The 12,545-nt window shown below is 61.8% G+C and carries 14 protein-coding genes; 11 read left to right on the forward strand and 3 right to left on the reverse strand.

Translation table 11 applies throughout. The features are described from left to right. The first annotated feature begins 235 nt into the window (after nt 1-235). The 4 genes from CGK74_RS14455 (at nt 236) to wrbA (ending at nt 2,852) form a co-directional block, all read left to right on the forward strand. Nucleotides 236-487 (forward strand): ribbon-helix-helix domain-containing protein, encoded by a 252-nt coding sequence (locus tag CGK74_RS14455; RefSeq protein ID WP_094269156.1) that lies wholly within the window; start codon nt 236-238, stop codon nt 485-487. After that, on the forward strand, nt 484-816 hold the full coding sequence (locus CGK74_RS14460; protein WP_094269157.1) for a type II toxin-antitoxin system RelE/ParE family toxin: 333 nt from the start codon (nt 484-486) through the stop codon (nt 814-816). Before CGK74_RS14455 ends, CGK74_RS14460 begins: the two co-directional genes overlap by 4 nt. Nucleotides 817-1,246: 430 nt before the next feature. Then, the gene (locus CGK74_RS14465; protein WP_240498739.1) at nt 1,247-2,110 is read left to right on the forward strand and encodes an SDR family NAD(P)-dependent oxidoreductase; all 864 of its coding nucleotides are present in this window, start codon (nt 1,247-1,249) and stop codon (nt 2,108-2,110) included. A 79-nt stretch (nt 2,111-2,189) separates the two neighbouring features. Next, entirely contained in the window at nt 2,190-2,852 is a 663-nt protein-coding gene (gene wrbA, locus CGK74_RS14470; RefSeq protein WP_338056386.1) for an NAD(P)H:quinone oxidoreductase, read from the forward strand. A 372-nt stretch (nt 2,853-3,224) separates the two neighbouring features. On the opposite strand, the gene CGK74_RS14475 is transcribed toward wrbA, so the two are convergent. Further along, nucleotides 3,225-3,893: an SOS response-associated peptidase gene (locus CGK74_RS14475; RefSeq protein ID WP_094269169.1), complete on the reverse strand. Its 669-nt coding sequence runs from the start codon at nt 3,891-3,893 to the stop codon at nt 3,225-3,227. Nucleotides 3,894-4,068: 175 nt separating this feature from the next. Between CGK74_RS14475 and CGK74_RS14480 the strand changes: the two genes are divergently transcribed. The 7 genes from CGK74_RS14480 (at nt 4,069) to CGK74_RS14510 (ending at nt 8,126) form a co-directional block, all read left to right on the forward strand. Next, a complete protein-coding gene (locus tag CGK74_RS14480) occupies nt 4,069-4,320 on the forward strand; it encodes a hypothetical protein (RefSeq protein WP_094269159.1) in 252 nt (83 codons plus the stop codon). Next, a complete protein-coding gene (locus tag CGK74_RS14485) occupies nt 4,317-4,763 on the forward strand; it encodes a PIN domain-containing protein (protein ID WP_094269160.1) in 447 nt (148 codons plus the stop codon). Before CGK74_RS14480 ends, CGK74_RS14485 begins: the two co-directional genes overlap by 4 nt. 9 nt (nt 4,764-4,772) lie before the next feature. Next, entirely contained in the window at nt 4,773-5,444 is a 672-nt protein-coding gene (locus CGK74_RS14490) for a hypothetical protein (RefSeq protein WP_094269161.1), read from the forward strand. Between the two features lie 3 nt (nt 5,445-5,447). Continuing rightward, on the forward strand, nt 5,448-5,933 hold the full coding sequence (locus tag CGK74_RS14495) for a hypothetical protein (protein ID WP_094269162.1): 486 nt from the start codon (nt 5,448-5,450) through the stop codon (nt 5,931-5,933). Nucleotides 5,934-6,002: 69 nt separating this feature from the next. Next, nucleotides 6,003-6,458 (forward strand): type II RES/Xre toxin-antitoxin system antitoxin, encoded by a 456-nt coding sequence (gene parS / locus CGK74_RS14500; protein WP_094269163.1) that lies wholly within the window; start codon nt 6,003-6,005, stop codon nt 6,456-6,458. Further along, the gene (locus CGK74_RS14505; RefSeq protein ID WP_094269164.1) at nt 6,458-6,925 is read left to right on the forward strand and encodes an RES family NAD+ phosphorylase; all 468 of its coding nucleotides are present in this window, start codon (nt 6,458-6,460) and stop codon (nt 6,923-6,925) included. Before parS ends, CGK74_RS14505 begins: the two co-directional genes overlap by 1 nt. Nucleotides 6,926-6,938: 13 nt before the next feature. Further along, entirely contained in the window at nt 6,939-8,126 is a 1,188-nt protein-coding gene (locus CGK74_RS14510) for a tyrosine-type recombinase/integrase (protein WP_094269165.1), read from the forward strand. 9 nt (nt 8,127-8,135) lie between these two features. Here CGK74_RS14510 and CGK74_RS14515 read toward each other — a convergent pair whose 3' ends face one another. After that, on the reverse strand, nt 8,136-8,327 hold the full coding sequence (locus CGK74_RS14515; protein ID WP_094269166.1) for a hypothetical protein: 192 nt from the start codon (nt 8,325-8,327) through the stop codon (nt 8,136-8,138). Then, nucleotides 8,324-12,487: a type ISP restriction/modification enzyme gene (locus CGK74_RS14520; protein ID WP_338056387.1), complete on the reverse strand. Its 4,164-nt coding sequence runs from the start codon at nt 12,485-12,487 to the stop codon at nt 8,324-8,326. Before CGK74_RS14520 ends, CGK74_RS14515 begins: the two co-directional genes overlap by 4 nt. Nucleotides 12,488-12,545 lie beyond the last annotated feature (58 nt).

The raw sequence follows: 12,545 nt of genomic DNA on the forward strand, positions 1-12,545 counted from the left end.
GCCTAGATCATAGCCAATGGGGCGTTTTTACACAGCCTCGGCCGGACTGAGACTTCCATCCCCCGATCTGCGTGGGGGCGCTGCGAGTCGACTGTGGCTGTCTCCACCCGAGCCGTTTCAGTCATCGGCACGGCATGGAGGGGTCGTCTGGCGTGAGTGACGGGACGAAGACGGACGTGCAGTCTGGTCGACGTGCGTTCTTGCCAATTTTTGCCAAGCGGACTAACCTGCGTCCATGAGCACGATGAACATTTCCTTGCCCAACAGCCTGAAATCCTTCGTGGACGAGCAGGTGAGCGAACGGGGTTACGGCACCAGTAGCGAGTACGTGCGCGAATTGATTCGCAAGGACCAGGATCGTCAGCGCTTGCGAGGAGTGCTGCTAGCCGGGGCTGCCACTGCGTCGGCGTCACCGGCAAATGCCACTTACTTCGAAGGTCTGCGTGACCGGGTACGCCGGGCGGGCAAACCGGCTTCTCGCGGGTGAAGGTCAAGTCAGTCGTTCCGCGTGAGCAGGCCAGCCAGGACGTCGACGACGCGATAGCCTACTACCTCGAAGAGACTTCCTCATCGGTTGCGCTCGGCTTCATCGACGCACTAGAACAGGCCTATACCCACATCGCCCGCCATCCTGGCACGGGTTCGCCTCGCTTTGGGCATGAATTGGACCTTCCGGGTCTTCGCTCCTGGGTGCTTTCTGGCTACCCCTACCTCGTTTTCTACGTTGAACGCCCGGATCACATCGATGTCTGGCGCGTACTGCATGGCCGGCGCGACATTCCCTCCTGGATGCAGGACCAGGAGGACTTCGTCTGACGCAACCGCCTGGCACACCATGTGCGAGTTGCGACAGCCCGCTTACCGGAGCTCCGTGCCAACGGCTGCATTTGGCCGGAACTTCGCCTCGTTGAGACGTGGGACTCGTTCACAACTTCGCTCGAACGGCTGGTCTCTCCGCCTCTGACGGGCCGGCCCCGACCCATTGAGGTCGGTTGCGGCGTTAGGGCGAACCGCAGCTGTCATGGTATCGCGGACATAGCCTGCAGCACCTTTCTCCAGTTACTGCAGCTTGAACCGACGTCCACACGCTCGTCATAGCACGTCGTCTGAGCCTGCAGAGTTTTTGAGAATACAACTGCGTCAAGCAGCCTGCCTTGGAAGTACAAGCGATTCTTGGAGATGCATTCGCGTTCTGCACCCAGGCGTTCAGCCACCCGCGGGCTGATCCACGGCATATCGGTAAGAGGTGAGCCAGGGATGCCCCCAGGGAGTAGGCCGTCACACCCCATATGGTCGTGATGCCCACTATGAACACAAACTCAGCCGCAGCTGCTCGGGTGCCGCCATCGTAACGGGTTCCACTGGCGGCATCGGCCTCGCCATCGCCAAGGGGCTGGCAGATGCCGGCGCGACCGTCGTCATCTACGGTCGTGAGCAGGAACGTGTCGACGCGGCACTGGCGCAACTGCGAACCACCCGGGCGGGCGCGCAGGCACGTGGCGTGGTCGCCGACCTGGGCACGGCCGGCGGCTGCCAGGCGCTGATCGAGGCCGAACCGGATGCTGACATCCTGGTGAACAACCTGGGCATCTACGGCGTCAAGGCCTTCTTCGACATTGATGATGCGGACTGGGAGGCCTTCTTCCAGGTCAATGTGATGAGCGGGGTGCGCCTGGCGCGCCACTACGCACAGGGCATGAAGGCACGTGGCTGGGGGCGGATCCAGTTCATCTCGAGCGAGTCGGCGCTGAACATTCCGGCCGAGATGGTGCATTACGGCGTCAGCAAGGCGGCACTGCAGGGCCTGTCCCGCGGTCTGGCCAAGGTCCTGGCCGGCAGCGGCGTGACCGTCAACACCATCCTGCCGGGGCCGACCCGCACCGAGGGCGCCATCGCCTTCATTGCGGGCATGGCGCAGGAACGCGGGGTCTCCGCGACGGAGATGGAGGCCTTGTTCCTCGCTGAAAACCGTCCGTCGAGCCTGATTCGGCGCTTCGCCAGTCCCGAGGAGGTCGCCAACCTCTGCGTCTATGCGGCCTCCCCCCAGGCCAGCGCAACCACCGGCGCTGCTCTGCGGGTCGAGGGCGGCATCGTCGAAAGCATCGCCTGACGCACGGGGCACCTGGGAGACACGCCTGGGCATCGCGCGCCACGCGGCCAACCTATACTGACCGATGCTAGGCTCGCCCATGCGGCGGGCCTGGGATAAGCCGTTCTCGATCCCCCATCCACCCCACGGAGAGCGTGTCATGACCAAGGTTCTTGTTCTGTACTATTCATCGTATGGGCACATCGAAGCGATGGCATCCGCCGTCGCCGAAGGCGTCAGGGAAGCAGGCGCGCATGCCACGATCAAGCGTGTTCCTGAGCTGGTGCCGGAGGAGGTCGCGCGGTCGTCCGGCATCAAGCTCGACCAGGCCGCGCCGATTGCCACGGTTGCCGAGCTCCCCGAATACGATGCGATCATCTTCGGCACCCCGACCCGATTCGGCAACATGGCCTCGCAGATGCGCAACTTCCTCGACCAGACTGGCGGTCTGTGGGCGAAAGGCGCGCTGATCGGCAAGGTCGGCAGCGTGTTTGCCAGCACTGCGACCCAGCATGGTGGGCAGGAAACCACCATCACCAGCTTCCATACCACGCTGCTGCATCACGGCATGGTCATCGTCGGCGTTCCGTACTCGGAAACACGGCAAACGATCATGAGCGAGATCACTGGTGGCAGCCCGTACGGTGCAACCACGATCGCCGCGGGCGACGGTTCGCGCCAACCGAGCGAGAACGAGCTTGCAATCGCCCGCTTCCAGGGCCGGCACGTGGCGGCGATCGCCGAGAAACTTGCCGCCGGGTGAGCACTCGCCGAAGGTTCCCGGGTCCGAGCGCCCACTTTACTTGCGCTCGGGCGATTTGGGCCTCAAGCGCATAGGCGCTTGTGATGAGTTGGGAGGCAGGTTCCCCGAAAAACCTCTCATTGAGCTGCAGAAAACTTGAACAGCAACGGGTCGGCAGTTCCAGCTCGCAGGCCCGGGAAGCTGCCGTTCACCGTCGCCTGACGCGTGAACGGCAGGTGAACAAACACATTCCTGCCTGACTTCACCACTCAGACCAGTGACAGCTGAGGTCGAATGGTTCGCGTTGGTCGTAGGCCAAGTCTCAGATCAATCCTATCTCTCGTGCAGCGAGGATTCCTTTTCATCTGATCAGCGGCTTCTGTTTAAACACACTCAGACGGCAATCTTCTCTATAAGCCCCGGGTCCTGCGCTCTGGGGTTGCCGACGGCCCGACTCACGGGGTAAGCCTCCATCGCCCCGACTGGATACTCACGGGCAAGCTCGCGTACAAGCTGTGCATCGGTGACGCCAGGATCAAGCCATGCGCCATAGTCCTGTGGCTGGATGATCACCGGCATGCGTTCGTGAATCGGCCGCATGAGGTCGTTTGCCGCGGTCGTCAGGATGGCGAACGTGAGGAGCTTACCCTCGGGGCCGTCCCAGTGCTCGAGCAGTCCGCCGAAGCCAAAAAGCGAATCACCACCAGCGGGCCGGATGAAGTACGGCTGCTTGTACCCCGCCAATGGCACCCACTCGTAGAACCCTGACGCCGGCACGAGCACACGTGACCGCTTGAAGGCATGCCTGAACATCGGCTTCTCCCCGGCGGTCTCGATCTTCGCGTTGATCGGTTGCGCGAGCTTGCCCGGCTCCTTCACCCAGGACGGCAGCAGGCCCCATCGAGCGTCGATCAACTCAGGTTCGCCGTCCGCTCCAGCACGCACGACCGGGGCCTCTTGCGTCGGCGCAATGTTGAAGCGCTCCCGAAGCTCGGCGAGATCGACGCCGAACTGCTCCCTGAGGCGCGAATGGGGCCCGTAGAGGGCATAGCGTCCGCACACAGCTTTCTCCTTGTCTGGATAAGCGCTCGTCAACCTACACCCTCGCCCAATCGAATGAAAATGTTGCCACTTCCCTGATTGGATATTGGCGCAGGCGAGAGCCCTTTACATCGTCCGAAGAATCACAAATCTAGTGCTACACTAAAATCGTGTAACTGAGGCTCAGGAGACCACCATGCCCAACTTGACCATCTCGGCTGACGAGGCAACGCTGCGCCGACTTAGGATCGAGGCGGCCACCCGTAACGTCAGCGTTTCGCGCTTTGTCGGTGAGCTCGTGAAGGAAAAGTTCGCCGCGGATGACGCCTATGAGCGAGCGATGACCGATTTCTTCTCACGTGGCCCATACCTTTCACCTGAACCGCGTGACGACAACAGGTCGTGGCCTTCGCGCGACCAGATCTACGACCGCAAGGTGTTGCGGTGAATCCCGTCTTCGTCGACACGAATATCCTTGCCTACGCACGAGACCAGCGGGACTCCCGCAAGCAGGCGATCGCCATGGACTGGCTGAGGTCGCTCGCGAATCACCGTGCCGGCCGTCTGTCCTGGCAGGTGCTGATCGAGTTCTATGCTGTAGCGACGCATCCACGAAAATTGGCCATGGTCGAGGCGGCGGCACAGGCAGACGTGCTGGCCCTTCAAGCGTGGAATCCCGTGACGCCGGACAGCGAACTGCTGCAGCGGGCGTGGATTGTGCAATCCAAGTACGGATTCTCCTGGTGGGACGCAATGGTGGTGAGTGCCGCATTGATTGCCGGATGCGGCACATTGCTCTCAGAGGACCTGCAGCACAGACAGGTGATCGAGGGATCCCTGACCATCATCGACCCCTTTGCGGCTGACGCCCCCGCGCCTCCCACCGAATAGGCAACCCCGATGCCCCCTTCCCCCGACGTTGCAGCCCTTCTCGACAGTTTGGGCCTGGCCATCGGCACCCATCAAGTCGAGATCATCGATTTTCATCAAGCGGAGTCCGCGTACGTTCACCACTCGCGAATCCCCGTAGCGGCGGTGGGATACGCCTTGGTGTCGCCGACCTTCGCCAAGGGGCGCTTTCCGAAGCTCACCTTCATCGATCTCATTCACAAGCGGCCGTCCATGGACGAGATCGAAGCCCGGGCAGTGGCTGCGGTCTGCGGGGTTGAGGTGGAACCGGGATCATGGAGTAACTGCGAACCATTCGGCATCCACCTCTGGTCGATGATCGAGCACTACGACCTTGGGGCGTTCTTCCAACGCGTCGATCGACCCTACGGCAGCCGCGGTGAGCACTATTACATGCGCCCGCGCGGCTTCGACTGGGGAAACCCCGACAACCCGGAGATCCCCGGTTCGCTCGAGCAGTGGCGAGCCGATTATCGAAAGTTGCCGCCCTACCGCCAGCTCTTGGTTGCGACGATCTTGCAGTTGTACTTCCAGAGCGAGGACACCTATTGGATGGTGCGCGTGCCGAAGAAATGGCATGCAGCCGAAGGGGTCGACATCCTTCAGGCAAACGGCGCGCTGCAGGACTGGGCGCGTTTGTATGTCCTCTACCCGGGGTGGTAAGCGATGCCCCACTCCCTGTCCGGTTCAGACATTCAGCGCGTGATCCTCGCCAAAGGCTGGACGATCCGCGATGTCGCCCGCTACTGGGACGTGAGCAGACAGCGGCTCTACCAAGTGTTCAAGCAGGACGCCCCTGCCCTACTCTGGGTCTGCGCGGCCCAAGGTCTGCCCGAGGCCTCGCCCGATCTCCTGACGCTTGCCAAGTCCCGAACGAAGGAGAAGCCCGGGCACCTGCGCCCTGGCGCCAAGCCTGCGAGCAGCCTGATCACCCAGGCGGCCGGCTTCTCCGTGGGCGACATCCTGATGGCGTCCGACTACATCGGAGAGATCGCTGACGAAGGCGAGGAAGGCGTGATCACCGAGATAAGGCGCGCGGGGAACTACTGGAGCTTCCTCGTCCGCTTCGATCGCGGCGAGGACTGGTTTCCGGAAACGCACTTGTACGACTGCATGGCGCCGACTGGCCGGCAGGCGAGCCTCACTGTGTGAGACAACGCATAGACGCACGCGCCATATTTGCCTAAACTCGGACCAAGTTGGCTTAGAAAGGATTCCTACATGCTCACCTCTTCCCGTACGGTCACCGCTTCCATGGCCGCCGTCCGTCTGCTCGGGGGTGAGGCTGTCCTTCACGCCATGCCACGCGTCCCGATGGAGTGGATTCCGCTCCTGCGCCAAGGCCTGCCGTCGGCCTCGATCGACGCGGCTATCCGGCTGACGCGAATCACTCAGACAGATCTGGCCCGCGCCCTCAACATCCCTGAGCGCACCCTGGTGCGTCGCAAGCGCGAAGGCACGCTCTCGCCCGAGGAGTCGGCCAAGCTCGTTCGGTTTGCCCGCATCGTTGAGCGCGCGGAGATGGTGTTCGAGGATGCGGAAGCCGCGTTGAGCTGGATCCAAAGCCCCAACGCCTCGCTCGGCGGGGTGACGCCTCTGTCCCTTTTGGACACGGAGATTGGCGCTGACAGCGTGCTCGACACGCTCGGCCGCATCGAGCACGGCGTCTTCGCTTAATGCGGATCGTTTGGCGGATCACCACCGCACGGTTCGCGGCATCCGCCTTCAGCGGGGAAGGTGCGCGACTGTACGGTGGCCGCTGGAATCCGAAGGGCTGGCCGATGATTTACACCGCCGAGTCGCAATCCTTGGCCTTGCTCGAACTCATGGTCCAGGACGATCCACTTCGAGCGAACTACGTGCTGATCCCTGCGCAGTTGCCGGCCGATCTGCCCGAAACACGAGTTGATACCGAGACACTGCCCGCGGAATGGCGAACGATTGGCGCGCGCAGCGCGCTTCAGGAGATCGGCCGCACCTGGATCGACAGTGGCGATACGGCGGTGCTGAGTGTGCCAAGCGCCGTGGTGCCGGCTGAACGCAACTACCTCCTCAACCCAAGGCATCCAGACTTCACCCGCATCCAGATCGGCGCCCCGCTCTCGCTCGAGGTCGACACACGGCTGCTGCGCAACCTGGCTTAAAGAGGTGATCCACATGATGACGGCCCCCTCCCCTTGCCTCCCGGAAGTCTTCAAGTCGCTCGAGATCTCGCTGCTTGCAGCTCCCGCAGCAACGCCTGTCGTCGGCACCGGACAGCGTACGCCCATCATCCGCGCCAGCAACGATCGCGAGGCGGCCGCCAGCTTCCTGCGCGAATTCCAGGACTCGCCCCACACGCACCGGGCCTACAAGCGCGAAACCCTGCGCCTGCTCATGTGGTGTGAGGCCATCGCACGGAAGTCCTTCTCCGACCTGGTGCGTGAGGATGTCGATGACTACTTCGCCTTCCTGTCCGCTCCGCCCGCCGACTGGATCAGCCCCGGCCGGCACGAAGTTGGCTCGCCCGAGTGGCGCCCCTTCCGCGGGCCGCTCAAGGGCAGCTCGTTGCGCTACGTGAAGCTCGTCTGCGATTCGCTCTTCTCCTATCTGGTCGAGGCGCACTACCTTGCGGCGAACCCGTTCTCCCTGGCAAGGAAGCGGACACGGGAAGTCGCAACCGACGAACCGATTGCACCACCCACCGCGCGTCGTCACCAGCTGCCCGACGACGCCCTGCAGCTCGCCTACGAGTGGATCAACGGGCTCCCCGACAAGACGGCCAGCCAGCGATGCCGGAAGATGCGCTTTCGCGCCACGCTCTCGCTTTTCCTGTTCACGGGCGGGCGCCTGAGCGAGATTGCCAACGCCAACACACAGAACCTCGCGCACGAGAAGGGAAGATGGACCCTCTGGGTCATCGGCAAGGGCGGAAAGAAGGCAGGCCTGCCGCTCCCCCCTACCCTGGTTCGGGATCTCACCGAGTACCGGCTCGCCAACGGGCTAGCTGCCTATCCGACGATGGGCGAGCGAACACCCCTGCTCTCCAAGCTGCTGCAACCATCCGAGGGCATCTCGGACAACATGGTCTATCGCGAGGTGAAGGCGATCCTGAAAGGCGCGGGAGAGATTGCGCATGAGCGCGGGCGGGATGAGCTCGAGCACCTGCTCAAGCACTCCTCGACCCACTGGCTGCGTCACACCACCATCGGTGCGACGGTCGAGGCGACACAGGATCTGCAACTGGCCCAGCAACTCGGCCGGCACAGTTCCGTGACCACGACCTCCATCTACTCGACCCTGGCCGACGAGCAGTTCCACGACAAGGTCAGCGAGACGTTGGAAGGCGTCTTCGGTTCACTCTAAGGACGAGCTTTACTCACCCTCGTCCTCATCGTCACCCACTACGGCGTCGACGCCGGCGGCTGCAACGTCGACCGTCGTCTCGACGGCAGTCGCGGTGACGCTCACCGCTGTCGACGCCACAGTAACCGCAGCGTCCGCGACGGCAACGACCGCACAACCATTTAGGTGAAAGACAAGCAGGATCCAAGCAATATGCCTCATACGACATGCTCTTTGAGGGCAGGCAGGCTTTGTATGATCCGCACGCTCTCCAGACTCACCCGTACGATCCGCTTCAGCAGGTCGACGATGTACCGCGGATCCTCCGACCACTCGTTGGGATCGTTCTTGATACCGGATGCCTTGTCGACCGTGACCTGGTAGCGCTCCATGATCCACTCGATCGCCGGCTTGCCGTTGACTACGTACTCGTAGGCCTCGAGCGGGATGTCACGCAGCACCAGGTGCGGGTTGTAGACGACGACGCTCTTGTCGGGCTTGCCGTCCTTCTTCCCGAAGGTCATCTTCGTCACCAGGTAGTCCTCCGGCTCCATGACCAGGCGCTTGGTTTCCTCCGTCAGCGGGAAGGGTTCGACCGTCTCATAGTTCAGGTGCCACTCGCTCAGCCGGCGGCCGGCATCCGAGAATGCGTTGAAGTCCTCGGCGAAGGGAATGCGCGGGAGCATCTTCTTGAGGTCGGCCGCGAAGCGCTGCTTGTACTCGGGCGAGTGCAGAATCCCGTAGACGTACCAGAAGATGCCTTCCTTGGTGATCGTTGCGTCGCCGTAGTGGCCGCGGAAGGCGCCCAGCGCCCAGTCTGTAATCGCGTCACGGCGGACGTAACCATCGGTGTCGGGAGCCCCTACAGAAGAAAACATCTCGCCTTGGGGCTCAGCACCATCCTCAACCTTCTCATACCAGTAGAGAGGGAAGCACTGGCCAGTATCGGTGAGGTGCATGTTCGGGACATGGTCGGTCACCAAAGCTGAGTATCCTTTCCGATCAGCAACCCCTGTGCTTGAGATCACAACGTTCGGATGGCGTTCTGTTGGAAACAATCGAGGAACCCGATAAACCATTTCATTGCAGCGACGATCAAAATACATCCACTGCTTAGAGAACGGGCGATACATGCCGACTCTTAAGCATGCCTGATCAAATGAAATCGGTTTGTTGCGCTCCGCGTCCGTTTTCATGCCTCGAGTCCAACTTATCCGCTTGGGTTCAAAGCCATGAACGGTATCAAATTCAGGCCAAAGATCCCTTGGCTTGCCCGCGCACAATGTGGCGAACTTTAGCCTTGCTTCGTTGTACGCTTGAATCATCCCCTCGACGTTGGTCGCTAGAGTATTATTGTTCGAGTTGTAGACCCATGGATCTCTGTTGGTTTTTACTCCAAGCGAATAAGGTTTAAATATCGGGTTGGCTGAAGAGTCACCTTCATCTCCTAGTGGGATGAATCTATCGAAAACAGGGTCGCGCTGGTTGGCCCAGTCTCCTTGTGCATTAGGGGTAACTTTCTCCCATGGCAGCGCATCGATGCTCCCGAAAGTCTCAATGATCTCGAGCTTCTCCTCCCGAGTCAGATAGTCACCGATGTCGTGGTAGTAGAGCTCACTGGGGCCAATGTGAGTCGGGTCCTTCAACATGAAGGTGATAGCAACGGGAGTTCTGGACCCTGCGTCGAAGATGCCACCACCTTCTTTGCGTCTTTCTTCGCCCTGAGTTCTCGCATCACCCCGGAGGTTGAACACATAAAGGTGGCTGAAATCCTCAGTCAAGCACTTGCGCAAGCCATCCATATTGTTGCCGTCGAGGAAGGAGCCGTTGGTGACAAACGCCACGAGGCCGCGATCTGTCACTCGGTCTGAGGCCCAGCGAACCGCACGAATGTAGGAGTCGTACAGGCTGTTCTTGTTCGACGCTGAAGATTGTGCAGCGTAGGTGTCCCGGATGCGGGCGTCCAAGGATGGATACGGAACAGGGTTGTCATTCACTGAATACGGCGGATTCCCCACGATCACCCGGATCGGCTGCGCCAACTGCCGCTCGGCGCGGGCGTTGTTCTCCGGCAGCACGACCTTGTCGACGAGGTCGTTCTCCTCGGTCATTTGGAAGGTATCGACCAGAATCATTCCATCGAATGGACGGTAGTCGCCAGTCACCGCGTGGTAGGCGGTTTCGATGTTGATCGTGGCGATGTAGTAGGCCAGCAGCACGATCTCATTGGCGTGCAGTTCATGGTCGAACTTGTGCGGCAGGTGCTCAGGATCGATCAGGCCGGACTGGATGAGCCGTACCAGGAACGTCCCCGTGCCGGCGAAGGGATCGAGGATCTGCACACCGGAACTTGCGAGCGACTCCCCGAAATGCTTGCGCAGCGCCGCATCTGCGCTCCTCAGGATGAAGTCGACGACCTGAACGGGCGTATAGACGATGCCCAGGCGCTCGGCCATCCGAGGGAAAGCGTTGTGGAAGAAGGTATCGTAGAGATTGCGGATGATGTCCTGCTTGGACTTGTCGCTCTTGGCAAGGCTGACGCGTTCACGCACGTTCTCATAGAACTTGTCGAGGCCTTCGGTCTCGGACGCGATCGCCGACTCGCCCAAGCGATCCACGATGCGCTGTAGCGCCTTGCCGACCGCGTTGTGCTCGGGGAAGTTGGTAGCCGCGAACAGCGCCTGGAACACTGGCAGGGTCAGGATGTGCTGGGCAAGCATCTCCACCGCTTCGCCCCGGGTCACCGCCGGATTTAGCGTGTCCTGCAGCCCTTTCAGGAAAACGTCGAACTCAGCGGCGAGCGCCGCATCGCGCGCCAGCAAATCTTCGATGCGGGCGATCAGGCGCTCGGCAACTTGGCCGATGCTCTTGGCCCACTCGCTCCAGTATTCGCGATCGCCGAGCTTCTTCGGGATCGCCGCATAGACGGCCTCGTTGATCGCATCGATGGGCAGATCCGGGAAGTCGAGCGGAAGCATCTCGCTCTCGCCGCTGCGATCCTCTCCCGACTTTCCGCCCCCACCGTCGAGGACAGTAATGCGGCGCCGGAACTCGGCCTCGTCGACCAGGCTCTCATCGTGCGCCCGCAGCGCCTTGATGACCTTCCAGATGCCTTTGAACTGCGGGTCACTGTCGATGTAGGCGTTGTAGTCCTTCACCTTCTCCGAGGGCATGCACACCGGCAAGATGATGTAGCCGTACTTCTTGCGGCCGGTGCGGTCCTTTCGCATGACGCGGCCGACCGACTGGACGATATCGACGATCGACTCGCGGGTGTCGAAGAAGACCACCGCATCGAGAGTCGGGACGTCGATCCCCTCGGACAGGCAACGCGCGTTCGAGAGGATGCGGCAGTCGCCCGCCTCGAGGTCTGCCTTGAGCCAGTCGAGGGCGCGTTTGCGCGTGAGCGCGTTCATCGTACCGTCGACGTGGTCGAGGTCGCAGCGCACCATGCCTGTCGGCTCGGCTTCGTCGTGGGCCTGCTGATAGACGGCGACCAGGTCCTTGAAGATGTCCGTCGTCTGCTTCGAGAGCTTGATCGACTTGGAGAAGGCCACTGCCCGGCGCATCGGCTCGACGTCTTCGGTGAGCGCCTCTTCCTGGCCGTCCTCGCCGACCGCCACCAGGCCCCGCTTGGAGAGCCCCTTCCAGCTCCCGATGATCTTGGTCGCAAAGTTGATGTCGATCGCCTTTTTCTCGTCCAGGCGGTAGGCGTTGTTGAAGTTGTTGGCGAGCTTGGCCATCTCGTTTTCACGGACGGCGACGATCAGCACCTTGTACTCGGAAAGCAGATCGAGCTCGACGGCCTTGCCAAAGCCGAGCCGGTAGAACGCGGGGCCGAAGGTCTCCTCGTCATCCATCGAGAAAAGCACCGCATCGGAGTTGTTCGCCTTGGTTTTCGAGGCCTCGGCGTAGATCCGCGGCGTAGCCGTCATGTACAGCCGCTTGGCGCCGACGATGTTCTCGTCGTGATGGACTTTTACGAATTCCGACGGGCTCTCGCCTGGCAGCGTCAGGCCGGTCGTGCGGTGGGCCTCATCACAGATGATCAGGTCAAACGCTCCCAGCCCCTGCCGCTGGGCGTCGGCCACCACCTGGATGGACTGGTAGGTGGAGAACACCACCGTGCGCCGATCGGGCGAAAGCACGCTCGCCGCCTGGGCGACTTTGCGGGCATCGGTAGTCGCGGGATACGCCAGATCGTGCGTGCTGATGTCCTCCTCGTCCTTGCCGACTTTCGTGTCCGAGCACACGACAAAGGCGTGGAACGGCTCGATCGCCTCCGACGACCACTCCCGAAGCGTCTGGCCGACCAGCGAGATCGATGGGGCCAGGAACAGTACCCGGCCCGTGGCCGGCGTCGCCTGCTCCATCAAGCGCAGCGAGGTGAAGGTTTGTAACCGGTCACTGAGCGGCGTTCTTTGCCCGCCCGCGCCCACG

Source organism: Thauera propionica, from assembly GCF_002245655.1.
In the GTDB taxonomy this organism is placed as follows: Bacteria; Pseudomonadota; Gammaproteobacteria; order Burkholderiales; family Rhodocyclaceae; genus Thauera; species Thauera propionica.

Excerpts from the sequence above, each read along its gene's own strand:
- CGK74_RS14455 (WP_094269156.1), top strand. The coding sequence starts at position 236 with ATGAGCACGATGAACATTTCCTTGCCCAACAGCCTGAAATCCTTCGTG.
- wrbA (WP_338056386.1), top strand. The coding sequence starts at position 2,190 with ATGCGGCGGGCCTGGGATAAGCCGTTCTCGATCCCCCATCCACCCCAC.
- CGK74_RS14480 (WP_094269159.1), top strand. The coding sequence starts at position 4,069 with ATGCCCAACTTGACCATCTCGGCTGACGAGGCAACGCTGCGCCGACTT.
- CGK74_RS14490 (WP_094269161.1), top strand. The coding sequence starts at position 4,773 with ATGCCCCCTTCCCCCGACGTTGCAGCCCTTCTCGACAGTTTGGGCCTG.
- CGK74_RS14495 (WP_094269162.1), top strand. The coding sequence starts at position 5,448 with ATGCCCCACTCCCTGTCCGGTTCAGACATTCAGCGCGTGATCCTCGCC.
- parS (WP_094269163.1), top strand. The coding sequence starts at position 6,003 with ATGCTCACCTCTTCCCGTACGGTCACCGCTTCCATGGCCGCCGTCCGT.
- CGK74_RS14505 (WP_094269164.1), top strand. The coding sequence starts at position 6,458 with ATGCGGATCGTTTGGCGGATCACCACCGCACGGTTCGCGGCATCCGCC.
- CGK74_RS14510 (WP_094269165.1), top strand. The coding sequence starts at position 6,939 with ATGATGACGGCCCCCTCCCCTTGCCTCCCGGAAGTCTTCAAGTCGCTC.
- CGK74_RS14515 (WP_094269166.1), bottom strand. The coding sequence starts at position 8,327 with ATGAGGCATATTGCTTGGATCCTGCTTGTCTTTCACCTAAATGGTTGT.